This is a genomic window from Alloalcanivorax venustensis (genome assembly GCF_047495515.1).
Lineage (GTDB): Bacteria > Pseudomonadota > Gammaproteobacteria > Pseudomonadales > Alcanivoracaceae > Alloalcanivorax > Alloalcanivorax venustensis.
On sequence record NZ_CP179934.1, the window covers coordinates 2,412,048 to 2,437,444 of the forward strand.

A 25,397-nucleotide genomic window follows, 5' to 3' on the forward strand; every position below is an offset into this window, starting at 1 on the left:
CCACACAATGACGGAGCCTTGCATGTCCTCGAACCGCCGCGAACAACTCACCGCCCTCCTCCGGGAGCGAATCGTCATTCTCGACGGCGGCATGGGCACGATGATCCAGCGCCTGGAGCTCTCCGAAGCGCAGTATCGCGGCAGCCAGTACGCGGACTGGCCTTCCGACCTGAAGGGCAACAACGACCTGCTGAGCATCACCCAGCCGGAGATGATCGAACAGCTGCATCGCGATTATCTGAACGCCGGCGCGGATATCGTCGAGACCAACTCCTTCAACAGTACCGCCATCGCCATGGCGGACTACGATATGCAAGATCTCGCACGCGAGATCAACGTGGCCGCCGCCCGGGTGGCGCGCCGCGCGGCGGACGCCGTCGCCACCCCGGAGCGCCCGCGCTTCGTGGCCGGCGTGCTGGGCCCCACCAACCGCACGGCCAGCATCAGCCCGGACGTGAACGACCCGGGCTACCGCAACACCGATTTCGACCGGCTGGTGGCGTCCTATCTGGACGCCATCGACGGCCTGGTGGAAGGCGGCATCGACCTGATTCTGATCGAAACCATCTTCGACACCCTCAACGCCAAGGCGGCGGTGTTCGCGGTGGATCAGTACTGCTACGAGAAGGGTCTGGATCTGCCGGTGATGATCTCCGGGACCATCACCGACGCCTCCGGCCGGACACTGACCGGCCAGACCACCGAGGCGTTCTACAACTCGTTGCGTCACGCCAGGCCGATCTCCATGGGCCTGAACTGCGCCCTCGGGCCGATGGAACTGCGCACCTATGTGGAAGAGCTGTCGCGGATCAGCGAATTCCATGTCTCCGCGCACCCCAACGCCGGCCTGCCCAATGAAATGGGCGAGTACGACCTGGACGCCGACACCATGGCGCGGGAAATCGGCGAGTGGGCGGACTCCGGCTTTCTGAACATCATCGGCGGCTGCTGCGGCACCACCCCGGAGCACATCGCGGCGATCGCCGAGGCGGTGCACGGCAAGACGCCGCGCCGCCTGCCGGAGATTCCGGTGCAGTGCCGCCTGTCCGGCCTGGAGCCCTGCAACATCGCGCCGGACGACCTGTTCGTGAACGTCGGCGAGCGCACCAACGTGACCGGTTCCAAGCGCTTCCTGCGCCTGATCAAGGAAGAGGATTACGACACCGCCCTGGACGTGGCCCGCGACCAGGTGGAGAACGGCGCCCAGATCATCGACATCAACATGGACGAAGGCATGTTGGAGTCGAAGGAGTGCATGGTGCGCTTCCTCAATCTGGTGGCCGCGGAGCCGGAAATCTCCAAGGTGCCGATCATGATCGACTCCTCCAAGTGGGAGGTGATCGAAGCGGGCCTCAAATGCATCCAGGGCAAGGGCGTGGTCAACTCCATCTCGCTGAAGGAAGGCGAGAAAGCCTTCCTCGACCAGGCCCGGCTGATCCGCCGCTACGGCGCCGCCACCGTGGTGATGGCGTTCGACGAGGACGGCCAGGCGGAAAGCCGCGACGAAAAAGTCCGCATCTGTACCCGTGCCTATAAGTTGCTCACCGAGGAAGTGGGCTTCCCGCCGGAAGACATTATTTTCGACCCCAACATCTTCGCCATCGCCACCGGCATTGAGGAACACAACAACTACGCGGTGGACTTCATCGAGGCGGTGGCGGAAATCAAGCGCACCCTGCCCCACGCGATGATCTCCGGCGGCGTGTCCAACGTCAGCTTCTCGTTCCGGGGCAACAACCCGGTGCGCGAAGCGATCCACGCGGTGTTCCTGTACTACGCCATCAAAAACGGCATGGACATGGGCATCGTCAATCCGTCGCAGCTGGCGATCTACGCGGACATCCCCGACGAACTGCGCGACGCGGTGGAAGACGTGGTGCTCAACCGCCGCGACGACGGCACCGAGCGGCTGCTCGACCTGGCCGAGAAGTACAAAGGCTCCGGCGAAAAAGAAGCCAAGAAGGAAGACCAGGAGTGGCGCTCCTGGCCGGTGGAGCAACGCCTGGAGCACGCCCTGGTGAAAGGCATCGCCGATTACGTGGAAGAGGACACCGAGCTGGCGCGCCAGAACGCGGAGCGCCCGCTGCACGTGATCGAAGGCCCGCTGATGGACGGCATGAACGTGGTCGGCGACCTGTTCGGCGAAGGCAAGATGTTCCTGCCCCAGGTGGTGAAGTCCGCCCGCGTGATGAAAAAGGCGGTGGCCTACCTGCTGCCCTACATGGAAAAAGAGAAGGAAGAGCTCGGCACCCAGGATGAGGCCAACGGCAAGATTCTGATGGCCACGGTGAAAGGCGATGTGCACGACATCGGCAAGAACATCGTCGGCGTGGTGCTGCAGTGCAACGGCTACGACGTGGTCGACCTGGGCGTGATGGTGCCCTGCGACAAGATTCTGGAAACCGCCCGCCAGGAGAAGGTGGACATCGTCGGCCTGTCGGGCCTGATCACCCCGTCGCTGGACGAGATGGTGCACGTGGCCAGTGAGATGGAGCGCCTGGGCATGGAGCAACCGCTGATGATCGGCGGCGCCACCACCAGCCGCATTCATACCGCGGTGAAGATCGACCCCAATTACCACAACCCGGTGATCCACGTGGCGGACGCCTCCCGGGCCGTGGGCGTCGCCTCACGCCTGCTTTCGAAAACCCAGAAAGCGGACTATGTGGCGGAGATCAAACAGACCTACGAGGACCTGCGCGTACGCCGCAAGCAGCAGCAGGTGGACCGCTCGCTGATCAGCATCGAGCAGGCCCGCGAGCACCGCTTCCAGCCGGACTGGGACAACTACACGCCGCCGGAGCCGAAGGTTAAAGGCCTCAAGGTGTTCGAGGAGTACCCCCTCGACGAGCTGGTGGAGCGCATCGACTGGACGCCCTTCTTCCGCTCCTGGGAGCTGGCCGGCAAGTTCCCGCGCATCCTGGAAGACGAAGTGGTCGGCGTGGAAGCCACCAAGCTCTACAGCGACGCCCGCGAGATGCTGGATAAAATCGTCAACGAAAAGTGGCTCACCGCCCGCGGCGTGATCGGCTTCTGGCCCGCCCATTCCGACATGGACGACATCCATCTGTACCGCCAGCCCGGCGACGACCAGCCGTTCATGACGCTGCATCATCTGCGCCAGCAGCTGGACCGCAGCAAGAACCAGAAGCCGGACTACTGCCTGAGCGATTTCATCGCCCCGAAGGAAAGCGGCAAGACCGACTGGCTGGGCGGCTTCGCGGTCACCGCCGGCATCGGCATCGACGAGCACGTGCAGCGCTTCGAAGCCGACCACGACGACTACTCCTCGATCATGATCAAGGCGTTGGCGGACCGTCTCGCCGAAGCCTTCGCGGAACGCCTGCACGAACGGGTGCGCAAGGAATTCTGGGGCTACGACAGCGACGAAACGCTCAGCAACCAGGACATTATTTCCGAAAAGTATCGCGGCATCCGCCCAGCGCCGGGCTACCCCGCCTGCCCGGACCACACCGAGAAAAGCCTGCTGTGGGAACTGCTGGAGCCGGAGAAAAACGCCGGCATGACGCTCACCGAACACTACGCCATGTTCCCGGCGGCGGCGGTGTCCGGCTGGTACTTCTCGCACCCGGAATCCAAATACTTCGGCACCGGCAAGCTCGGCAAGGACCAGATGGACGACTACGCGGCCCGCAAAGGCATGTCGCGCAAGGACATCGAGAAGATGGTGCCGCACTTGCTCGGATACATAGACGACAATTAATAGTTAAGAGTTAACAGTGAACAGTTCGCGGGTGGGATCGCGGGCTGATTCCTGGGCCGTGCCCGCGCTTCTGGGGTGGCGGGAAGCTGGCCGCCTAAGCAGCGCGGGCACGGCCGCTCCGCTTCCCCGGCCCCACCCGCGCCACTATTAACTTTTCACTGTTAACTGTTAACTGCTCTCGCTATTAACTATTCATTGTTAACTATTAACTCGCCACGCTCATCGAGCGTGGCTCTCCTTCCGTCAACGACGCTGTGCATGACGTCGCTGACGTCCCAGACCGCGGGGATGGCGCAGGCGACCGCGAGGCTGGCGGCGACGTTGGCGGGGTCGCGGCCGGTGATCACCAGGCCGGCGGCCTGGACCAGCCAGGGGGCCCAGCTGGGGTCGACCTGGTCCACCACGACGATGTCGCCGGGTTGCAGCCGGTTCAGGGCCCAGGCGCTGCACAGGCGGCGCACCGGGCCGCTGGCGGTGCCGGGCACCAGGGTGGCGCCGCGCAGTACCGGGCTGAGCCGGCCACCGCCGCCGAAGCCGAAACCGATGCGATCCATCTTCCAGTCCGGGGCGCCGGCGTGGGCGTCTTCCAGGTAGCGCACCTTGCGCTGGCCGATCACGTCGCCGGAGGCGGACGCCGGCACCCTGCCCTGCATCCACAGTTCCCAGAGCTCGTCGAAGTAGAGAAAGAAGACGTCGTCCGGGTGGGCGAGCAGCTTGTCGCGCACCAGCAGCGCCGCCACGTCGACCAACAGGGTGCGCAGCCGGTTGCCGACGGCGAAGCGCAGCCCGCGGGCGCGCCGCGCCAGCCGCAACAGGCTTTGATCCAGGTGCGGCGGAATCTCTTCGTGCAGTGTCGGCGGCCGCGCCGGCGTGCGCAGGCTCTGGAACTGCGCCGGCTGGTCGCACAGCGGGGCGTGCACCGGGTCCGCCCCGGTGCGCAGGCGGCTGGCCTCGAGCGCACTCCGGTCGCCGGCCAGCACCGCCCGCAGGGCGGCCATTTCCACCTCGCTGAGCAGCAGCGCCAGAGGAACCGGGTCGCGCTCGGCGAGCAGGCGGTCGGGCAGCGACAGATAGGCCAGCGCGCCCTCCTGGGCGGCCAGACGCTCGCCGATACGGTCCAGTTCCATCAGGCTGCGCCACAGGCGTTCGCGGTCCCGGTGCGGCGCTCGCCAGCCCTTGAGCCGCCGGCCGATCACCGCCAGTTCGCCGCTCTGCCGCCAATGCTGCAGCCGCCCGGCCGGCTTGCCGGCGCCGGGGTTGCCGGCCACGCTTTCCAGCGGTTGCCAGGCGGGCGGCACCTTGGCCGCCGCGCCGGGGTGGTGCTCGCGCAGGCGGCGGAAAAATTCGCTGTTGGTGTAGAGGTGGCTTTGCTGGCGGCGGTAGGGTTCGATCCGCGCGAGATCGTCCCAGCCGTGCTTCTCAACCAGGCGTCGCCAGAAATGGGTCTTCAGCCAGCGCCCGACCAGGGTGTACCAGAGTGGCGTCAGCGCCTGGTTGAACAGGGCCGGGGTGGCGCGGCGGGTCCAGACTTCCTTGGGCACCGGCAGCGAGCCCACCGGCAGGGTCTGCAGCAGCCACAGCCGTTCGCCGTCATGGATCCATTCGCCGGCCTGGGGCCGTTCGAAGCCCCGTTTGAGTTGCTCGCCGAGCGCCAGTAACTGGGACGCGGGCACCGCCTGATCCAGGGCCACCGCGTCGCTGTCGGCGCGATACACCAGGCGCCCGTCCTCATCGAAAATCAGGCGCTGCCGTTCGGCGCCGCCTTCGGCCACGCCTTCCACCACCATGTGCGGCAGATCCTGACGCAGCGGGTGGCGGGTGAACAGCACCCCGGCGGCACGCTGGCGGGGCAACGCCTGCACCACCACCTGCTCGGGGGCCGGGTCGCGGCCGAACACCGTGGTCAGGGCCGCCGCCAGGGCTTCGTCGGAATCCAGGTTGAGCAGGCTCTCGCGCTGGGACTCCGCGTTCATGGCCCCCTGGTGCAGCACCCAGTAACGCTCACCGTTAAACATGCGCGGCAAGGCGCGCAGCCGGCGCACCAGGCCGTCGGTGTCCTGCTCCAGCACGGCCTGGCGGGAAATACGCCAGCTCGGCGGCACCGGCAAGCCGGAAGCCAGCCAGCGTTGCACGTTCTCGTCGCCGCGCTCGTCGGCGGCCAATACATCTATGCTCATGAATATCTAATTATCAGAGTGGGCCGCGGCGCAGGCGCCCGATCAGCCAGAGACCGCCACGGTAGAACAACGGCGTGAGAACCAGGGTGCCCCCCACGAGCACCACGGCAATGCCGCCAAACAGCACCGGCGCCTTCATCAGCGTGCTCATCAATGAGTCCTGCCAGTAGAAGAACCACTCATGGTCGGCGGGAAACAGCCAGATATGGAACTGGTAGAACACCGCTTCAGGCCCGGAAACGAGCAGCCAAACTACCATAGCCAGCAACGGGGTCACAGCGACCAGCGCCCGCCGCCGCCAATCCGGCGCAGGCCGGCGGGCCACCCCGGCGGCCAGCGGCAGCCAGACCAGGAAGGCCACCGCCAGGGCCCAGCGGCCACTGTCGATAAGATGGGCGACGTCGCGCAGGTGTTGCACTTCGGCGGGCCGCAGCAGGGTCACCGGCGTGCCCTGGCGGTCCGGATAGCGGATCGACGCCAGCCCCTCGCCACCGTCGTGTACCGCCACCCGGATGCGGTGAAACAGCTCGATGTGCTGGTCGGCGTCCAGCGCCTCGAAATCCGCCCGCTGGAAACGGTTCAGGGGCCCGTACTGCTCGATGTGCCGGTCGATATCCAGCGTTTTATACCAGAAGGCGTAGCCGTAATCGGCCTGGGCGTAGAGGGCCCAGGTGATCCCCAGGGCCAGCACCACCGTGGTCAGCGCGTAGCAGAACCAGGCGGTGAGCGCGGCCCCGCCGGTGGCGCCTGGGGCGCCGGCGGGCCGTCGCGGGGCTTTTTTGCGGGTGGCTTTTTTCGCCACGGATCAGCGCGCCAGGGTGGCACGCAGGGAGGCGGTGCCCGGTTTGTCGCCGGCGCTCATTTCCATGGTCGCCAGGGTCAGGCCCTTTTCCTCCATGGCCTGCAGCCAGAGCAGCATCTCGCTGGCGGGCTGGTTTTCCATCTGGATGCGCACCGAACGGTTACCGTCCGGCGTGAAGCCACGCAGGGTCAGCCCGTAGGACTGCACCGAACGGCTGATATTGCTGGTCCAGTTGGGGCCCAGGTCGGCACCGGTATTGCCGCCGCCACCACGGGCCGCGCGCACCGCGTCCGCGTTGCTTTCAATCCACGCCAGGGTTTCCTGGTTGGCGAGATAGCGCTGGCGGGCCGCGTCGCGGGCGTCCCAGGCCGGCTGCCAGATCAGCCAGTACACCAGCGCCGCCGCCACCAGCAGCGCCAGGGCCTGCAGAATGCGCTGTTCGCGGGGTTCCCGTTGCTCGTACCAGGCCCGGGCCGGCGCCAGTTTGGCGTCCAGTTTTTCCCGTGCCTGTTGCAGATTCTTATTCATCCCGCCTGCTCCACTTTCACCCGGGCGGTGACGCCGGTGGCGCCGTTCCGGTAGTTGGCAATCGTGGCGCGTACGCCTTTCTCGTTGAGGGCGCCCTGCAGCTTCTCCACCTGGTTGTATTCCTTGGCGCCCAGATCCAGCAGCAGGCTGCCGTCGCGCTGATCGAACTGCAGCCGCTTGGGTTCCACTTCGCTTTGCGACAGCGTCGAGGCCACCGCCGGCAGGACGCGGAACAGGGTCCCGCCGCCGCCGTCCCCGTCACCGCCCAAACGGGCCAGGCGCGCCTGGAACTGGCGGCGCAGGCCGGAGGTGGCGCGGTCGCCGGGGAACAGTGACTGGTACAGCTCGGCGGCCTGGGCGAAGGTCTCGTCGGCCGCTTTCTGGTAGCGCCACTGCTGGGCCCAGACCGCCGCCAGGGCAATAAAGAACACCGCCGCGGCCAGCCCCATGACCGGTTTCCACGGCTGCCAGGGGGACGGGCCGCTGGCCTGGTTCTGCCGTTGTGAAAAGGCCCCCTGCAGCATCTCCACGCCGTGATCGGCGGCCAGCGCGGCCTGCAGTTGATCGCACAGCGTGGCCGGGTCTTCCAGGCGGGTGAAATGCAGTTCGTCGTCGCCGTGCAGCGCCAGCACCGCTTCGCGCTGGGCGTCGTCGGCCACCAGCGCCTGGTCGCGCTCCAGAATCAGCGTGCCCCACCCTTCCACGGTGATCAGCACCGGGGTCTGGGCGGCCAGCAGGTCGGCGTCGGCTTTCAGGCTCTGCGGGCGCACCCGGTGCTCGCGGCACAGGTCGATCAGCGCTTCCAGATTGGGCCGGTTGATCACCGCCACCGGGTAGCGGCCGTGCTCGGCCTTGCCGGACGCGAACCAGAGCTGCTCCGGCGCTTCCAGCAACTGCTCCTCAAGCAGATAGGGCAGCACCCGCTGCAAATGGCGGGCCTGCTTGCGCGACAGGGTGACGCCGGTGAGCAGCGCTTCGGCGCTGGTCACCACCAGGTTCACCGCCCGCCCGGAGAGCGCTTCCAGCGCCTCGCCCAGGCTGCCCTGGCGCGGGCTGTCCGCGCGGCTTTCCTGGAACAACACCCTGGCGTCGGCCAGTGCGTCCTGAAATGCCCCCGGGGCCAGATAGATCAATGCTGAATCGGCCACAATAAGAATCCTTTACGTCCCTGGAATACTGTCTATCACATTGTTGTTGTCATCGCCCGCATTGTAAAAGGGATTGCAGGCGGGTTCGAGCGGCGACAGCAGCGGCTTCACCTGGCGGCTGTACACCCGGGTGCCGTCCGCGCCGCCGCCGGCGGAGCGCCGCACCCGGCTGACCAGACGGCTGAGATTGCCGGCCACTTCCACGTCCACCATCACCTGGAAGTACTCGCTGGCGACCCCGAGACGGTCGCTCAGGGCCTGCTTTTGATCCGCGTCCAGGCTGCTGAACGGCTCCTGCTGCATCAGGGTGCCGATGTCCTCGATGGGCTCTTCCTGGCGCAGCGACACCACCGCTTCGGCGGCGTCGGAGCCGGCCAGCGGCCCGAGCACCGCGTCCAGCACCGGCAACGGCGCGGTGTTCACGTTCAGCGCCGTGTCGCTGGGCAAGGCGGTGAACAGCCCCCAGGCGGTGGGGTCCGGAAACAGGTCCTCCACCTCGAAGCTGCGCAGCGCCCGCATTTCGCTTTCATGGGCCACCGGCATGTTGGGCGTGCGGCTGAGGCGGTATTCCGCGTCTTCCGCGCCTTCCACGGCGTCGACGATGTTGTTGCTGTCGATCCAGTCGGTCATCTCGTTGGCGAGGATGCTCGCCTTGCCCGGGTCCGGCAGGGTCTGCTGCAACAGCCGTTGCAACATATCCCGGGCCTCGTCGTCGCGGGTGAAGCCGGCGCCGTTGGCCTCCACCAGCCAGTTCAGGTTAAAGCGTCCCTGCAGGTCCTGAACGCTGGCGCTGAGAATGGCGTCCTCGTAGGGCGTGGGCGTCAGCTGCACGGCCCACTGCTCTTCAATGCATTCGTCCAGTTGCTGGTTGGTGCGGCGGTCTTCGTCCAGGTCGTCGATCAGCCCCTGCACCGCCACCACCTCGGCGGCCATGGCGTACTGGTAGCGCTTGTCCCACTCGAGCAGGTTCTCGGTGCGCACCCGGAAGCGGTCCTGGCGGAACATCACCTCGGTGGTCACCGCCGCCAGGATCGCGAACAGCATCAACACGATGATCAGCGCCATGCCCTGCTGGCGGCGCCGCCCGCCGCTGCGCGGGTGTGCGATCAGGACGCCCATGGGTTCACCACCGTGCGGAAGTAGCGGTGCAGGGTTTGCCCGTCTTCCATTTCGATGTCGATTTCCACGCTTTTCGGCAACCGCTGCTGCCACACCGGCGTGTTGGCGAGGGCCGGCTCGGGCCAGAATTCCAGCCAGCCCACTTCGCCGGTCTGCGCCTGGTCAAGATAACGGACCTTGAAGTCGGCGACGCCGTCGAGCAGCACGTCTTCCTGGAATTCGGTGGCCACGTTGGTGTCCAGCACCGGCCAGTAGCGGCGGTAGAGCTTTTCGTCCTCGAAGGCGTAGACCACGCGCTGCATTTCGCTGCGGCGGCGCAGCGCGAAGGGGTTGGCCCAGCCCAGGCGGGTGAATTCCACGTAGTTGTCGTTGCCGATCAGGGCCGGTTGCGGATCACCGTAGGGGTCGCGCACCGGCCGGGCGATCATCTGTTCGAAATCCAGGGTCAGGTAGGTGACCGCGCGCTGGGCGTCCTCCAGCTCGGTGGCGCCCTCACTGAGGGTGTCGCGGTTGTTCATGGCGCTGCTGAGAAATTCCACCGCCACCACATACATCAGCGCGAAGATGGCGATGGTGATCAACATTTCCAGCAGGGTGAACCCCGGCTGCCGTGCCCTGGAATCGCGCATCAGCCCCCCGTCATATCCTGGCCGCCGCCGCCCTGCTGACCACCGCCGCCCTGCTCGCCACCGGTGAGGGACTGCCCCTCCTGGGCCGGTTTGCCGATCAGGCTGGCCAGCTCGTAGACCAGATCGCCTTCGTCATCGTCGCGCATTTCGCCCACTTCGATGTCGACCCGGCGGGTGTCCGGATAGGGCCCGGAACTGATGGTGGTGCGCACCCACCACTCGCGGTCGCCGCGGGTCACCTGGTCGTCGTTGGTGCCGGTGTTGGGCCATTGCTGGTACACCTGCATCTCCACCAGCTTGTCGGCGGCGACCAGATAGGCCTGGCGGGTGTCGTCGATATTGCGGTAGGCCACGGCGCTGGCGCCCAGCGTCTGGCCCAGGGTGACCATGGCCAGCGCCAGCACCGCTACCGCGAGCACCACCTCCACCAATGTGAAGCCCGCCTGGCTGTGTTGCCGGCCGCGCGAGGTCATGGTCAATCCTCCAGAAAGTCGTCGTCGATCAGGCTGTCGTCCGGCTTTTCATCCGGCGCGGTCAGGGCCTCTTCTTCTTCGTCCCGGTCCGGGTCGCGTACCTTGCCGAGGGCGGTCATCTGTCGGCGGGCTTCCAGGTCCAGGTCCTGCCGGGAGCGCACCGTGAAGGTGATCGGCGTGGTCTCGCCGCTGGGGAAAAAGAACACCTGGGGCAGCGGCTCTTGGTCCTCTTCCTCCTCGTCCCGTCCGTTTTCCGGTTCGTCACGGTCGTCGCCGAGCAGGCCCTGGTCATCGCCGCCGAACGGGTCGTCGCTGACCAGCTGCTCGGCGGCGTCCTGCAGGGACACCCGCTCTTCGTCCTCGTCGTCGGGCAGGTCGTCGTACTGCCAGGTGAGCTCCAGGCTCTCGGGCAGGCGGTTGGCCTGCAGGCCGTTGCCCTGGGCGGGCACGAAGGCCCGCTCGCCGACGTCGTAGGTCAACGGCGTCCAGCCCCGTTCCGTGACTCTGAGCGCCATCAGACGCCCCGAGAACAGGCTCTGCTCGTTGAGCATGATGAGGGTGTCGGCGAGGCTGGCGCTTTCGCTGTCCAGCTGGCGCTGGTCGTCGACCCACACCGGCACCACCAGCACCGCCAGGGACAGCATCGCCACCAGCCCCACCACCACCAGGATTTCCAGCAGGGTGAAGCCACTTTGGCGGCGGCCGCGCGGCTTGGCGTCAGGCCCGGCCCGCCACATCAGTTGTCGCTATCGCGCCAGCTGATGTCCGCGTCGGTGCCCTCGCCGCCTTCCGCGCCGTCGGCGCCCAGCGAATACAGGTCGAAGGGGCCGTCCACGCCGGGGCTGATGTACACATACTCGTTGCCCCAGGGATCTTCCGGCACGCTCGGCAGGTAACCGCCCTCGGGCCACTTGCGCGCCGATGCGGAGCGTTCCACCAGGGCGTTGAGGCCCTCTTCGGTGGACGGGTAAGTGCCGTTGTTGAACTTGTACATATCAAGCTGCTGGACCACCCGCGACATATTGGTCTTGGCGATGTCCACCTTGGCCTGTTCCCCCTGCCCGATCACATTGGGCACGATCATCGCGGCGAGCAGACCGATAATGGCCACCACCACCATGATTTCCAGCAGCGTGAAACCGCTCTGGGTGCGTTGCATCTTTTTCATGAGACACCTTTTCGTGTTGTCTGGAAGTCACTTCCTTGTTTTTGGGGATTGCGCTTTTTCTTCTTGCCGGCGGGTCAGCCCGCCATGAAATTGTTCATCTGCATGATCGGCAGCATCACCGCCAGAACAATGAGAATCACGAACCCGGCCATGGTCAACAGCATCAGCGGGCCCAGCAACCCCACCATGGTTTGGACCGTGCTGGTGAGTTCCCGTTCCTGGTAATCCGCCGCCCGGGTGAGCATGTTGTCGAGCTCGCCGCTGGTCTCGCCGCTGGCGATCATCTGCACCAGCATGGGCGGGAAATAGCCGCTGGTTTCCAGGGCCCGGCTCAGGCTGCCGCCCTCGCGCACCCGGGCGGCGGCGGTCACCACCGCCTCGCGGATCGCCAGGTTGCCCACCACCTGGGCGGCGATGAACAGGGCATCCACCAGCGGCACGCCGGAGCGCCCGAGAATGCCCAGGGTGCTGGCCAGCCGGGCGCTGTCGGAGGCCCGCATCATGGTGCCGATCAGCGGCAGCGCCGCCAACCGGCGGTGAACGCGCATTTTGAACGACGGCTCGCGCATGGCGCGGGAAAACGCCACCACGGCGCCCACCACCACCAGCGCCAGCAGCCAGCCCCAGGCGCGCACGAAATCGCTGAGCGCGATCACCGCCACGGTGATAAAGGGCATGGCCTGCTCCCGGTTGTCGAACACGGCCACCATCTTGGGCACCACGAACGCCATCAGGAAGCCTATCACCAACGCCGAGAAGATCATGATGAAGGCCGGGTAAATCATCGCCTGGCTGACCGAGCGGCCGGTGTCGTCGCGGGTTTCCAGGTAGTCGGCGAGCTGTTCCAGCACCTGCTCCAGGTGGCCGCTCTGCTCGCCGGCCGCTACGGTGGCGCGGTACATTTCCGGGAAGGCGCGCGGGTATTCGGCCAGCGCCCGCGCCAGGCTGAAGCCCTCCAGCACCTTGCCGCGCACCGCCATGACGATTTTTTCCACGCGCGGGTTGCCGGCCTGCTTGGCCACCGCGCCCAGGGCCTGCTCCACCGGCAGGCCGGATTTCAACAGAGTGGCCATCTGCCGGGTGATCAGCGCCTGTTCGCCGCCCTTGAGCTTGCCGGTGCCGGACAGGCGCGCCGACAGACCGCCCCCGGACTGGTGGTCCTTGGCCTCGGACACCTCCAGCGGCACCCAACCCTTGCCGCGCAGCTGCTGGCGCACATGGCGGGCGCTGTCCGCCTCCAGGGTGCCACGTTTTACTTTGCCCCGGTGATCCAGGGAGCGGAATTCAAAAGCGGGCATCAGTCTTCCTTGGTGACGCGCAGTACTTCTTCGATGCTGGTGTCGCCGGCCAGCACCTTGCGCCAGCCGTCCTCGCGGATGCTGGGGGTCAGCTTGCGGGCGTGCCGCGTGATCTCCAGCTCGCCGGCGCGTTCGTGGATCAGTTCGCGCATGGCGTCGTCGATGATCACCAGCTCGTAGATGCCGGTACGGCCCCGGTAGCCCTGGTTGTTACAGGTCTCGCAGCCCTCCGGGTGGTACAGGGTCACGTCCTGGTCCGGGGCCAGGCCGAGCATGCGGCGTTCGCTTTCACTGGGCTGGTAGGGACGCTTGCAGTCCGGACACAGCACCCGCACCAGGCGCTGGGCCAGGGCCCCGAGCAGCGAGCTTGAAAGCAGGAACGACTCGATGCCCATGTCCTGCAGCCGGGTCACCGCGCCCACCGCGGTGTTGGTGTGCAGGGTGGACAGTACCAGGTGACCGGTGAGGGACGCCTGCACCGCGATCTCGGCGGTTTCCAGGTCGCGGATCTCGCCCACCATCACCACGTCCGGGTCCTGGCGAAGAATGGCGCGCAGACCGCGGGCGAAGGTCATGTCCACCTTGGTGTTCACCTGGGTCTGGCCGATGCCCTCCAGCTGGTATTCGATCGGGTCTTCCACGGTGAGGATGTTGCGGGTGCTGTCGTTGAGCTCGGTCAGCGAGGCATACAACGTGGTGGTCTTACCGGAACCGGTGGGGCCGGTGACCAGGATGATGCCGTGCGGCTTGTGGATCAGCTCGCGCATGTGCTGGTCGCAGACGTCGCCCATGCCCAGATGGGAGACCTGCAGGCGGCCGGCCTGCTTGTCGAGCAGACGCAGCACCACCCGCTCGCCGTTGCTGGAAGGCATGGTGGAGACCCGCACGTCCACGTCCCGGCCGCCCAGGCGCAGGGAGATGCGGCCGTCCTGGGGGATCCGCTTCTCGGCGATGTCCAGGCGCGCCATTACCTTGATCCGCGACACCAGCAGCGGCGCCAGCTCGCGTTTGGGGGTGAGCACCTCGCGCAGCACCCCGTCCACCCGCATGCGTACCACCAGGCGGCGTTCGAAGGTTTCGATGTGAATGTCGGAGGCGTCCTCGCGGATCGCTTCCTGGAACAGGGCGTTGATCAGCCGGATGATGGGGGCATCGTCTTCCTGCTCCAGCAGGTCCGAGGTCTCCGGCAGCGAGTCCGCCAGGCTGGCCAGGTCCAGGCCTTCCAGGTTGTCGGCGGCCTCGGCGGCGGCGCCGCGCTGCTGCTCGTAGGTGATCGCCATGGCGGCGCTGAAGGCGCCGTCGTCCAGCCGCACGATGGCGGGCAGCCCACCCAGCCAGCGCTGCACCTCGGCCACCGCCGACAGCGACACGTCGTCGCGGCAACAGAGTTCACGCCGGCCGTCTTTTTCCCGCAGCAGCACACCGAACCGGCGGGCGTAGCCGTAGGGCAACAGCAGCGGGCCGTCGCCCACTTCCGGCAGCTCGGACTGCTCCATGACTGCTTCACTCATACATCAATACCTTTCCATAAGTATTTCCACGATCTCGCCGTTGCTGTCGGAGAGATCCAGGAACTGAAAACCGGCGTGGTATTCCCCCGGCTCGTCCAGTGCCTCGCTCCACACCACCCTGGCGTTGAAGCTCATCGTGTTGACGCCGCCGATCTGGTCCGGAAGCACCATCCCCAACTGAAGCTGCTCACTGGGCGCCACGTCCCGCCGCAATGACAGCTTGAAGCCGCCGACGCTTAAATTGGTCAGCCGGCCCACGTTACCACCGGTGCTGCGGTCGAACACCACCAGTTCATGGAACATACGCTTGCGCGGGTGACGGCGGCGTTCGCGGCGGTCGTCGCCGGCCTCCTCATCCCGCGGCCGCAGCATGAACACCACCCCGGTGAACTCGCCGCCCTCGCGCAGCACCGGGTTGGCGTGCACCCGCAGCGGCACCGGCTCGTCGTCGCCCGACGGGTACACATCCAGGTCGTCTTCCCAGTGCCGCCCCTCGGCGCAGCGGGCCAGAACCGGCGAATCCCGCCATTCCCCCTGGCCGAACAGCAGCGGCGTCACCGGCGTGCCCAGCAGGGTGTCGCGCTCCACGTTGAGCAGGGCGCAGGCGGATTCGTTGCAAAAGGTCACCAGGCCGTCGGCGTCGGCGCCCACCACCGACTCGCCGAGGGCGTGCAGGAGGCGCTCATTCTCGTCCTTGAGGCGCTTCATCTGCACCACCGCCTGCTGCAGCTTACGCCGCTGGCGGTCCAGCTCCATAAACACATTGACCTTGGCATCGAGAATCTGTTCATCGACGGGCTTGAACAAATAGTCCACGGCGCCGTGCCGGTAGCCCTCGAACACGTACTTCTGTTCCTTGGAAATGGCGGTGACGAAGATAATCGGGATGTGCCGAGTCTTCCGGTTCTGGCGCATCAGCTGCGCCACCTCGAAGCCGTCCATCTCCGGCATCTGTACGTCGAGCAGGACCAGCGCGAAATCGTGCTTGAGCGCCAACGCCAGGGCTTCGTTGCCGGAGCCGGCCATGACCAGGTTGCGGTCCTCGGCCTCCAGCAACGCCTCCATGGCGATCAGGTTCTCCCGGTGATCATCGACGACCAGGATGTTCTGTTTTTTCATCTCGCAACCCAATCAAGAATTCCGCCAGATACGGGCCGATGCGTTCCAGATCCAGCACTTCCCGCACCGATCCCTTTGTTATTGCCGCTTCCGGCATGGCCGGCGCCTCGCAGCTCTGCGGCGACTGAGCCAGGGTCAGCCCGCCGCGGCGGCGTATATAGTCGAGACCCTCGGAGCCGTCTTCGTTGGCGCCGGTGAGGATCACCCCGATCACCTTTTTGCCATACACGTGGCCCGCCGAAAAGAACAACTCGTCAATCGACGGCCGGGAGAAATGCACCGCCCGGTACATGGACAACGCAATGGTTTCGTCCGCGTCCACCAGCATATGGTAGCCGGGCGGCGCCACATAGACGTGCCCGGGCCGGATGCGCTCTTTGTCTTCCGGTGCCACCACCGGCAGCCGGCTGTAGCGGGCCAGCAGCCAGGCCAGCCTGTTCTCGGTGCTGGCGTTCTGGTGCTGGACCAACATGATGGCCGCGGGAAAGCCTTCAGGCAAGCTGGCGAGCACCGAGGAATAGGCGTTCAAGCCACCCCAGGATGCCCCCATAACGACCGCTTTAACGGGCGTCGCGCCGGGCACTTACTCCCCCTGGCCGCGATTGCGCTTCTCCGCCTCATAGGCGGCCCGGTGCGCCTGGGCCTCCTTGAGTTTCACCTGCAGCTCGCGGCGCTGCCGGTCCAGCTCCAGGAAAAAATTCACCTTGCTCTTGAGGATCAGCGGGTCCAGCGGTTTGAACAGATAGTCCACGGCGCCCGCCTGATAGCCCTTGAACACGTATTTCTTCTCTTTGCTGATCGCCGTGACGAAGATAATGGGGATGGTCTGGGTGTCCTTGCGCTGACGCATCAATTCCGCCACCTCGAAGCCGTCCATGCCGGGCATCTGCACATCCAGAAGCACCAGGGAGACGTCTTCCTTGAGCAGAATTTTGAGCGCTTCCTGGCCGGACTCGGCCTTCAACAGCGTGCGCCCCTCATCCTCCAGAATCGCTTCCAGGGAGACCAGGTTGGCGGGTTGATCATCAACCAACAGCAGTTTCTGCTCGATCATCATTATTCTCGATTAAGCGTGTCTGTTATGCGTTGGGACGCATTTGTCTTTTACGGAAAATCCGCAGTGATCGATTGACCACGTCGAACGACTCTTCATTGCCGCTGAAACGCAGACTTTCCTTGGTGCCCAGGCACAGAAAGCCGCCCATATCCAGGCTTTCTCCGAACAGCTTGAACACGCGCTGTTGCAGGGGCCGGTCAAAGTAAATCAAAACGTTGCGGCAGAGTATCACATGCATTTCACCGAACACCTGATCAGTGGCCAGATCATGATCGGCGAACACGATATTGCGTTTCAGGCGTTGCTCCATGATGACGCTGTCATAGCGGGCGGTGGCGTAGTCACTGAGCGACTGACGGCCACCGGCGCGGCGGTAATTGTCCGTGTACTGCTTGAACGCATGGATCGGATAGATGCCTTTCTTGGCCGCCGCCAGAACGTTCTTGTCGATGTCCGTGGCGTACAGCATGGCGCGCTCGTAGAGCCCCTCTTCCTCAAGAAGAATGGCCATTGAGTAGATTTCCTCGCCGGTGGAGCAACCCGCGTGCCAGATCTTGATGAACGGAAAGGTTTTCAGCACCGGCACCACTTCCTCGCGGAACGCCTTGTAGAATTCCGGGTCGCGGAACATCTCGGTGACGTTGACGGTGAGGTCGTTGAGCAGCGTGACGAAGAACTGCCGGTCGCGCAGCACCCGGTCGGTCATCTCCAGCACCGTGGAAAAGCCGGACATGGTGAGCCGGTGCATGATGCGCCGGCGCATGGAGGCCGGGCTGTAGGAGCGGAAATCGTAGCCGTAGAGCTGGTAGATCGCCTCCAGCAGCAGCCGGATCTCGATATCCTCCACTTGCACCTGTTCATCGCTGATCGCCGGCTGCGGTTCCACTGCGGGCACTCCTATTTATGCAGCCAGACCCGCATCAGCGAGGTCAGCTTGCTCATGTCGATGGGTTTGGAGCAGTAATCGTTGGCGCCGGCGTCCAGGCACTTGGCGCGGTCGTCCTTCATCGCCTTGGCGGTCAGCGCCAGCACCGGCAGCGCCGCGAAGCGCGGCTGGCTGCGGATATGCGCCATCGCTTCGTAGCCGTCCATTTCCGGCATCATGATGTCCATCAGGACAATGTCGAAGTCCGGGCTTTCGTCCAGCGCTTCCAGGGCTTCGCGGCCGTTGTTGGCGAGGTGGATATCGAAGCCCAGCTCTTCCAGCTGGGCGGACAGCGCATAGATATTGCGCATGTCGTCGTCCACCAGCAGCAGCTTCTTGCCCTCGAAAATGTCATCGCGGTGTTCGATCAGCTCCGGGTTGCCGCGCCGGTGGGCGGGCAAAGTGGACTCCAGCCAGTGCAGGAACAGCGACGCCTCGTTGAGCAGCCGTTCGTGGGAGCGTTCGGTCTTGAGGATGATGCGGTCGGCGTACTTGCGCAGCCGCGCTTCCTCGTCGCGGGTCAGGTCCTTGCCGGTGTAGATCACCACCGGCACCGCCTCGTAGGCGTCGTTGCCGTGCAGCCGCTCGAGCAGTTCGAAGCCGCTCATGTCCGGCAGGGTCAGGTCCAGAATCATGCAGTCGTAGACGGTTTCACCGAGGGCTTTCAAGGCCGCCTCGCCGCTGGTGACGGCGGTGATCTGCACACCCTTCTGGTCGAACAGCTCGCGGATGCTTTCATGCTGGATGGCGCTGTCCTCCACCACCAGCAGGCGCCGCACATTGGTCTCGATGGCGGTCTCGATCTTGGCGAAGGCGCTGAGCATCTGCTCCTGGCTGACCGGCTTGGCGAGGAAGTCGATGGCGCCCAGATCGAGCGCCTTCTTGCGCTCGTCCTTGCCGGACAGAAAGTGCACCGGAATATCCTGGGTGCGGGCGTCCGCCTTGAGCTTCTCCATCACCTCCCAGCCGTCGATGCCGGGCAGCCCGATATCGAGAATAATGGCGCTGGGCCGGTAGCGGCGCGCGTACTCGAGACCGGTTTCACCGTCATGGCAGATATGGCTTTCCAGGCCGTAATCCGCCGCCAGGTCCACCAGTACGTTGGCGAACTCGCCGTCGTCCTCGACCACCAGCACGGTCTTTTCGCGGACCACGAAGCCGTCGTCGTCCTGGCCTTCCAGCGGCAGATCGGCGGCGGTGTGCGCCTCGGCGTTGGCGCCGATGTCCACCGGTTCCGCCGGCGCCGCCCCGTCGTCCGCTTGCTCGCCCTGCCCGGCATGGCCTTCGGGCAGGTAGAGCATGAAGGTGGCGCCGGTGCCGGGGCCGTCGCTGTGCAGGCTGATTTCGCCGCCCAGCAGACGCGCCAGCTCCCGCGAGATGGTCAGCCCCAGGCCGGTGCCGCCGTATTTGCGGCTGGTGGTGCCGTCGGCCTGCTGGAAGGCCTCGAAGATCAGCTTTTGCTTGTCCTCGGGGATGCCCACGCCGGTGTCGGTGACCGCGAATTTAAGCGTGCTGGCACGGTCCATGCGGCCGGGAATGCGCTCGTCCTCGCCGGGGCGCTCGATGCTCAAGGTCACCGAGCCGTCGTCGGTGAATTTGAGCGCGTTGGAGAGCAGGTTCTTGAGAATCTGCTCGAGCCGCTGACGGTCGGTATAGAAACTGGCCGGCAGCCCCTCGCCGCGGGCCACGTGGAAGGCCACGTTGCGGTTCTCGGCGATATGGCTGAAGTGGCGTTGGAAGTGATCGCACAGCTCCGACGGCGCGATGGCGTCCACCATCACGTCCATCTTGCCTTCCTCGATCTTGGAAATATCCAGAATGTCGTTGATCAGTGACAGCAGGTCGGCGCCGGCGGAATGGATCACCTGGGCGTGCTCCACCTGCTTGTCGTCCAGGTTGCCCTTTTTGTTCTGCCCCAGGGCGTTGGACAGAATCAGAATCGAGTTCAGCGGCGTGCGCAGCTCGTGGGACATGGTGGAGAGGAATTCGGACTTGTACTTCGAGGACAGCTCCAGCTCCTTGATCTTGTCCTCCAGCTCCTGGTGCAGCAGCTCCAGTTCCTTGTTCTTCTGCCCCATTTCCGCTTTCTGTTCGCCGAGCACCTTGGCCTGGGCTTCCAGTTCCTCGTTGGTGACGCGCAGCTCTTCCTGCTGGGCCTGCAGGGACTCCTCCGAGGCACGCAGGGCCTGGGTTTGCGACTCCAGTTCCTCGTTGATCGCTTTCAGTTCTTCCTGCTGTTGCTGAAGGCGCGATTCGGAGGCGGACAGCTCCATGGCCTGCTCTTCCAGGTCCTGATTGACCTGGGCCATCTCTTCTTTCTGCGCTTCCAGCGCGCGCGCCTGCTGCTGGGTCTGCTCCAGCATGCCGGCCAGCCGCAGCCGGTTCTGGGCGCTGTGCAGGGCCACGCCGATCAGGGCGGCGCCCTGCTCCAGGAAGGCGGTGTCGGACTCGGAAAACGACTGAAAGGCGCCCACTTCCAGCACGCCTTTCAATTCATCGTCGTGAAGAATCGGCAGCACCATGACGTTGCGCGGTGCCGCGTTGCCGGTGCCGGAGCCCACCAGCATGTACTCCTCGGGCACCTGCTCGAGAATAATGGTTTTCTTTTCCAGCGCGCTCTGCCCGACCAGGGATTCGCCCAGACGGAATTCGTTGGCCAGCTGCTTGCGCCGCTGCATGGCGTAGGCGCTGGAAAGGCGCAGGGTTTCGCTGTCGGTGTCGAAGGTATAGAAGGCGCCGACCTGGGCTTCCAGGGTGGGCACCACATAGGAGAGAAGATTGTTGCCCAGCTGTTCGATGCTCAGATCACCGCGCATCAGGGCGTTGAGTTCGGACAGCTGGTTTTTCAGCTGCTCCTGACGCCGGTCCTCGTCGGTGCGCGCTTTCAGGGTGTCGCGCATTTTGCGGATGGCGCGGATCAGGTGGCCGGTTTCGTCACGGCTGTCGCTGCGGATCTCGGTGTCCCAGTTGCCGCTGGCGATGCTGTCCGCGGCGCCCATGGCGTCTTCCAGGGGGCGGGTAATGGACCGGGTGACGCGCAGGGCGATCAAGCCGAGCAGCGTGAACGCCACGCTGCCCAGGGCCAGGCCGATCAACTGAGTGCTTTTATTGTCTTCGCGGCTGGCGTTGAGGTTATCGCGGAAGCTCTGATATCGCTGTTGCTCGAAGGCGCCGTGCTCGTCGGTGTACTGCTGCTCCAGGCGCTGCATCTCGGTGAGCGCTTCGTAGCTATCGACCCGCGCGCCGGGATTTTCGACCAGCCCGGCGGCGGTGTCGTTGGCGACGGTGATGTAGGTGATAAAGGCGGAGCGCAAATCGTCCACCGGCGCGCTCAGGGTGGGGTCGAGACGCTCGATATCGCCGAGGCGTTCCAGGAAACGGTCGGAGCGTTCCCGGGCCTCGTCCAGCAGCCCGGCGTCCGCCTGGCTGATGGCGTCGTCGAAGGCATCGCTGATCGCCAGGAATTCCACATTGTTGGCGTTGACCAGTTCCAGCACCGGAAAGTCGTGGCTCTCCACCTGGCGCAGATGATCAATATTGGTTTCCGCGATGTAGTAGCTGTACAAGAAGTAAGCGAGGAACAGGAAGATCCCCAAGCCCGCCACGGACAAAATCTTCAGCCGCACGGACAGATGCTGAAACCCAGTCATTAACCGTTTCCCCCTGAATCCGAGGTTTGTTATGGCGTTATGCTATTGCCCCGGTATTCGTGCTTTCCCGCAGGAATAAGACTAAAGCATTAAAGTACCAGAAAGCGATTCAAGGCGGCAATAAAAGGCGAAGGGAGGAACCGGAAGGGAGAAGTTGGTGCGGGTAGCCGGACTCGAACCGGCACAGCCATAAGGCCGAGAGATTTTAAGTCTCTTGTGTCTACCAATTTCACCATACCCGCAGGTCATGCCGAACTTTACACAACAGATGCAGGCCTGGGAATGGAGGCGCGGGTCGGAATCGAACCGGCGTATACGGAGTTGCAGTCCGCTGCATAACCACTCTGCCACCGCGCCGTTAAACCTGTACGAACAAAAAACCCCGGCTTGGGCCGAGGTTGGAAATCTGGAGCGGGAAACGAGATTCGAACTCGCGACCCCAACCTTGGCAAGGTTGTGCTCTACCAGCTGAGCTATTCCCGCTTTTTTCCAGCGCCGGGTTGCCCCGAACGCGAAGCCGCATTCTACCCGAGCGCGGGTCTCTGTCAAGACTGTTTTTGCTGCCGATTCAATATCTTGGACAAACTTTGCGCAGTCGTGCCGGGCACTCAACCCGCCCCGTTCACGAGCCGTCGCGGTCGCCGCCCGGGTTAGTGAATTGCGGCACCGCCGCGCGCAGATAGGAGAACATGGACCACAGCGTCAGCGCGGTGGCCAGGTACAAACAGCCGTAAGCCAGCCACAGCCCCGGCGTCATGACAATGGTGAGGTTGTCCGCGCTGTGCTCCGGCTTGAGCGCCAGCAACAACGTGATCGCCACCATCTGGGTAACCGTTTTGATCTTGCCGATCGAACTGACCGCCACCTTGGCGCGCTCGCCCAGCTCCGCCATCCACTCACGCAACGCGGACACGGTGATTTCCCGGGACACGATCACCATCGCCGGCACCGCGAACCAGACGCTGGCGTGGGTCTGCACCAGCATCACCAGGGCCACCGCCACGATCAATTTGTCCGCCACCGGGTCCAGAAACGCCCCGAACGGGCTGGTCTGGCCGAGACGCCGAGCCAGGTAGCCGTCCAGCCAGTCGGTCAGGCCGGCGGCCAGAAACAGCGCCGCGGCGAGCAGATCGCTCCACCAGAAAGGCAGGTAGAACACCGCCACCAGCACCGGAATGGCAGCCACCCGGATAAGCGTGAGAATGTTGGGCAGGTTGAGAATGGGAGCGTGCTTGGACATGGACAACTTCTATGCCGTCGGCGGAAAAAGTGAGTATAACGGAAAGCGGCGCCGGCCTCATTGTTGAAACGGCCGGGGTGAAGGCATCGCCGCTGATTATTCGTGAAACCAGTTGTACAGCGTCTCGGCGGTCTGGGCATTGATGCCTTCCACCCGCGCCAGCTCTTCCCGGGACGCGTTACGCAGCTGCTTCAAGCCGCCGAAATGGTTCAGCAGCGCCTTGCGCCGCTTGGGGCCGACGCCGGGAATGTCTTCCAGACCGGACCGGCGGGCCTTGCCGCGCCGGGCGCGGTGGCCGGTGATCGCGAAGCGGTGCGCCTCGTCACGCACCTGCTGCAATAAGTGCAGCGCCGCGTGGGCACCGCCGGGCACCAGCTCTCGGCCGTCGGGCAGGTACAGCACTTCCAGGCCCGGGCGCCGGCTGGGCCCTTTGCCGATGCCCATCACCAGCACCTGGTTGTCCAGGTGCAGGCTCTGGATCACCTCGAAACTGCGCTGCATCTGCCCCTTGCCACCGTCGATCAGCAACAGGTCCGGCAGCTTCGCCTCTTCCTTCACCACCCGCTGGTAGCGGCGCCGTACCGCTTCCTCCAGGGCTTCGTAATCGTCACCGCCGTGCTCCGGGCTGACGTTGAAACGGCGGTAGTCCGCCTTGCGCGCGCCCTGCTGGTCGAACACCACGCAGGACGCCACCGCCCGCTCGCCCTGGGTGTGGCTGATATCGAAACACTCGATGCGGCGAATCGGCGTGTCCGCCTCGAGCAGGGTTTCCAGTGCATGAAAGCGCTGTTCCAGGTGCTCCCGGGCGGCCAGATCCGCGTGCAGGGACTGGTCCGCGTTGGTGCGAGCCATGTTCAGCCAGGCCTGGCGCTGGCCGCGCACCCGGGCGGCCAGCCGGATGCGGCGGCCGAGATGGGTTTCCATGGCTTCCTGCAGGGCCGCCTGCCCGGGCAGCGCGCCGGGCAATACGATCTCCCTGGGGATCGACTGGTCGTCGCGTTCGCCCAGGTAGTACTGGGCCAGGAAGGCTTCCAGGATTTCATCGCTGTCTTCCTCGCCGCGGGTATCCGGCCGGAAGCTGCGATGGCCGAGCACCCTGCCCTGGCGCACCATCAGCACCTCCACCACCGCCAGCCCGTGGCGCACGGCGATGGCCACCGCGTCCACGTCGCCGCCCCGGTCGGTTTCCACGTTCTGCTTTTGCTGCACCGCCTGGATGGCGGCGAGCTGGTCGCGCAGTTCCGCCGCCCGTTCGAAATCCAGCTGTTCGGCGGCTTTCTCCATCTGCTCGGTGAGGTGGTCGCTGACCTGGCGGCTGCGGCCGGAGAGAAAATCCATCGCCATGCGCACCTGCTCGGCGTACGCCTCGCGGCTGACGAAATCCACGCAGGGCGCGGTGCAGCGCTCGATCTGGTACTGCAGGCACGGCCGTGTGCGGTTGCGGAAGAAGCTGTCCCGGCAGTTGCGCACGCGGAACACCTTCTCCACCAGCGCCAGGGTTTCGCGGACGCTGCCGGCACTCGGATAGGGCCCGAAATAGCGGCTGCCCGTCCGGCGCTTGCCGCGATGAAAGGTCATGCGCGGGTACTCGTCCGAGGTGGTGATCTTGATATAGGGGTAGGACTTATCGTCGCGCAGCAGAATATTGTACGGCGGGCGCAGGGACTTGATCAGCGACTGCTCGAGCAGCAGCGCCTCCGCCTCGCTGGCGGTGACGGTGGTCTCCACGCCCGCGATACGGCTCACCAGCGCGCGGGTCTTGGCGCCGGTGACGTTTTTCTGGAAATAGGAATTCAGCCGGGCGCGAAGGTCCCGGGCTTTACCCACATAGAGCACCCCGCCATCGTCGTCCAGCATCCGGTAGACACCGGGCTTGCGGGCACAATGGGCGAGAAACTGCTTGGCGTCGAATTGCGGCAAGGCCACTCCGGGGTCGGCGAACGACAGGCTGCATAGGATCGGCACTGGCGCGATACTGTCAAGCCCGCGCCGGTCATTTCCGCCCGCCGACCGGACCCTCAGGCCGGGTTGGCTTCGTCGGCGTCCACCATGCCGTGGCGCACCGCCACCAGGGCCATTTCCACGTCGCTGCTGATGCCCAGCTTGTCGAAAATGCGGTAGCGGTAGGTGTTCACCGTCTTCGGCGACAGGCACAGCTGATCGGCCACGTCCTGCACCTTGTGGCAGTTGACGATCAGAATCATGATCTGCAGCTCGCGCTCGGAGAGCATGTCCAGCGGCGCGTCCGGGGTCGGCACGAAGGGCCGCAGCGCCATCGCCTGGGCGATCTCCGGGCTGATGTAGCGCTGCCCGGTGCTCACCACCTTGATCGCCCGCACCATCTCTTCCAGGTCGGCGCCCTTGCTCAGGTAGCCGGCGGCGCCGGCGTGCAGCAGCCGCGACGGGAACGGCTCGTCCTCGCAGACGGTCACGGCGATCACGCGCAGGCCGTCGTCCTGGCGCAGCATCCGCCGGGTCGCTTCGAGGCCACCGATCCCGGGCATTTTAATGTCCATCAGCACCACGTCCGGGCTCAGCTCGCGGGCCAGGCGTACCGCTTCTTCCCCACAGTCGGCCTGGCCGACCACACGAATCCCTTCCTGATCGCCGAGCATGCGGGTGATGCCGGTTCTAACCAGATCGTGGTCGTCGACCACCAGTACTTTTATCATTTTATCCTCCCCACTTAGCGTCCTTGATAGTGGATGTGTTTTGAACCCATCAAGCCTAGCGCGCCGGGGCCTGGATGCCTAGTGGCCGGCGTCACGATTCGACCAGGGTCGCATTGACGTGCCAGGGCGTGACGGGTAATTCTGAAACCCGGCCAAT

General features: G+C 65.1%; 20 protein-coding genes and 3 tRNA genes. 1 reads left to right on the forward strand and 22 read right to left on the reverse strand.

Translation table 11 applies throughout. From position 1 onward, the window contains the following. The first annotated feature begins 22 nt into the window (after positions 1–22). Positions 23–3,724, forward strand: coding sequence for a methionine synthase (gene metH / locus ACMG4O_RS11310; protein WP_414433812.1), 3,702 nt, complete (start codon positions 23–25; stop codon positions 3,722–3,724). A gap of 188 nt (positions 3,725–3,912) precedes the next feature. Here the strand turns inward: metH and ACMG4O_RS11315 are convergent, their stop codons facing one another. From ACMG4O_RS11315 to uvrY, 22 genes are all read right to left on the reverse strand, one after another. Further along, complete coding sequence (locus ACMG4O_RS11315) at positions 3,913–5,901, reverse strand: PEP-utilizing enzyme (protein ID WP_335628886.1); 1,989 nt, start codon at positions 5,899–5,901, stop codon at positions 3,913–3,915. A gap of 13 nt (positions 5,902–5,914) precedes the next feature. Next, positions 5,915–6,703, reverse strand: coding sequence for a DUF1461 domain-containing protein (locus tag ACMG4O_RS11320; RefSeq protein ID WP_335628887.1), 789 nt, complete (start codon positions 6,701–6,703; stop codon positions 5,915–5,917). A 3-nt stretch (positions 6,704–6,706) separates the two neighbouring features. Then, positions 6,707–7,231, reverse strand: coding sequence for a type II secretion system protein M (locus ACMG4O_RS11325; RefSeq protein WP_335628888.1), 525 nt, complete (start codon positions 7,229–7,231; stop codon positions 6,707–6,709). Beyond that, a complete protein-coding gene (gene gspL, locus ACMG4O_RS11330; protein WP_335628889.1) occupies positions 7,228–8,379 on the reverse strand; it encodes a type II secretion system protein GspL in 1,152 nt (383 codons plus the stop codon). Before gspL ends, ACMG4O_RS11325 begins: the two co-directional genes overlap by 4 nt. A 12-nt stretch (positions 8,380–8,391) precedes the next feature. Next, positions 8,392–9,498 (reverse strand): type II secretion system minor pseudopilin GspK, encoded by a 1,107-nt coding sequence (gene gspK / locus ACMG4O_RS11335; protein ID WP_335628890.1) that lies wholly within the window; start codon positions 9,496–9,498, stop codon positions 8,392–8,394. Further along, on the reverse strand, positions 9,486–10,127 hold the full coding sequence (gene gspJ, locus ACMG4O_RS11340; protein ID WP_142948765.1) for a type II secretion system minor pseudopilin GspJ: 642 nt from the start codon (positions 10,125–10,127) through the stop codon (positions 9,486–9,488). Before gspJ ends, gspK begins: the two co-directional genes overlap by 13 nt. Further along, positions 10,127–10,600 carry a type II secretion system minor pseudopilin GspI gene (gspI, locus tag ACMG4O_RS11345; protein ID WP_142948766.1) on the reverse strand — a complete coding sequence of 158 codons (474 nt, stop codon included), beginning with the start codon at positions 10,598–10,600 and terminating at the stop codon, positions 10,127–10,129. The genes gspJ and gspI overlap by 1 nt, the downstream gene beginning before the upstream one ends. Positions 10,601–10,602: 2 nt before the next feature. Continuing rightward, positions 10,603–11,337, reverse strand: a complete 735-nt coding sequence (locus tag ACMG4O_RS11350) for a type II secretion system protein (RefSeq protein ID WP_414433813.1) — start codon at positions 11,335–11,337, stop codon at positions 10,603–10,605. Next, entirely contained in the window at positions 11,337–11,768 is a 432-nt protein-coding gene (gspG, locus tag ACMG4O_RS11355; RefSeq protein ID WP_194856019.1) for a type II secretion system major pseudopilin GspG, read from the reverse strand. Before gspG ends, ACMG4O_RS11350 begins: the two co-directional genes overlap by 1 nt. A 74-nt stretch (positions 11,769–11,842) precedes the next feature. Then, positions 11,843–13,066 (reverse strand): type II secretion system inner membrane protein GspF, encoded by a 1,224-nt coding sequence (gspF, locus tag ACMG4O_RS11360; protein WP_414433814.1) that lies wholly within the window; start codon positions 13,064–13,066, stop codon positions 11,843–11,845. Beyond that, entirely contained in the window at positions 13,066–14,577 is a 1,512-nt protein-coding gene (gene gspE / locus ACMG4O_RS11365; RefSeq protein WP_142948770.1) for a type II secretion system ATPase GspE, read from the reverse strand. The genes gspF and gspE overlap by 1 nt, the downstream gene beginning before the upstream one ends. Positions 14,578–14,580: 3 nt before the next feature. Beyond that, positions 14,581–15,696 (reverse strand): response regulator, encoded by a 1,116-nt coding sequence (locus ACMG4O_RS11370; RefSeq protein WP_214011645.1) that lies wholly within the window; start codon positions 15,694–15,696, stop codon positions 14,581–14,583. Next, positions 15,665–16,279, reverse strand: a complete 615-nt coding sequence (locus ACMG4O_RS11375; RefSeq protein ID WP_335628893.1) for a chemotaxis protein CheB — start codon at positions 16,277–16,279, stop codon at positions 15,665–15,667. The genes ACMG4O_RS11370 and ACMG4O_RS11375 overlap by 32 nt, the downstream gene beginning before the upstream one ends. Next, the gene (locus tag ACMG4O_RS11380) at positions 16,280–16,750 is read right to left on the reverse strand and encodes a response regulator (RefSeq protein WP_067612917.1); all 471 of its coding nucleotides are present in this window, start codon (positions 16,748–16,750) and stop codon (positions 16,280–16,282) included. It lies immediately after the preceding gene. A 25-nt stretch (positions 16,751–16,775) separates the two neighbouring features. Then, positions 16,776–17,639, reverse strand: coding sequence for a CheR family methyltransferase (locus tag ACMG4O_RS11385; RefSeq protein ID WP_142948772.1), 864 nt, complete (start codon positions 17,637–17,639; stop codon positions 16,776–16,778). A gap of 11 nt (positions 17,640–17,650) precedes the next feature. Continuing rightward, on the reverse strand, positions 17,651–21,328 hold the full coding sequence (locus ACMG4O_RS11390) for a response regulator (RefSeq protein WP_335628894.1): 3,678 nt from the start codon (positions 21,326–21,328) through the stop codon (positions 17,651–17,653). Positions 21,329–21,483: 155 nt separating this feature from the next. Beyond that, positions 21,484–21,570, reverse strand: a tRNA-Leu gene (locus ACMG4O_RS11395). A 41-nt stretch (positions 21,571–21,611) separates the two neighbouring features. Then, a tRNA-Cys gene (locus tag ACMG4O_RS11400) sits at positions 21,612–21,685 on the reverse strand. A gap of 50 nt (positions 21,686–21,735) precedes the next feature. Continuing rightward, a tRNA-Gly gene (locus tag ACMG4O_RS11405) sits at positions 21,736–21,811 on the reverse strand. Positions 21,812–21,950: 139 nt separating this feature from the next. Continuing rightward, positions 21,951–22,568 carry a CDP-diacylglycerol--glycerol-3-phosphate 3-phosphatidyltransferase gene (gene pgsA, locus ACMG4O_RS11410; protein WP_142948774.1) on the reverse strand — a complete coding sequence of 206 codons (618 nt, stop codon included), beginning with the start codon at positions 22,566–22,568 and terminating at the stop codon, positions 21,951–21,953. Between the two features lie 96 nt (positions 22,569–22,664). Continuing rightward, the gene (uvrC, locus tag ACMG4O_RS11415) at positions 22,665–24,488 is read right to left on the reverse strand and encodes an excinuclease ABC subunit UvrC (protein ID WP_414433815.1); all 1,824 of its coding nucleotides are present in this window, start codon (positions 24,486–24,488) and stop codon (positions 22,665–22,667) included. Positions 24,489–24,586: 98 nt separating this feature from the next. Beyond that, the gene (gene uvrY / locus ACMG4O_RS11420) at positions 24,587–25,240 is read right to left on the reverse strand and encodes a UvrY/SirA/GacA family response regulator transcription factor (RefSeq protein WP_067607693.1); all 654 of its coding nucleotides are present in this window, start codon (positions 25,238–25,240) and stop codon (positions 24,587–24,589) included. Positions 25,241–25,397 lie beyond the last annotated feature (157 nt).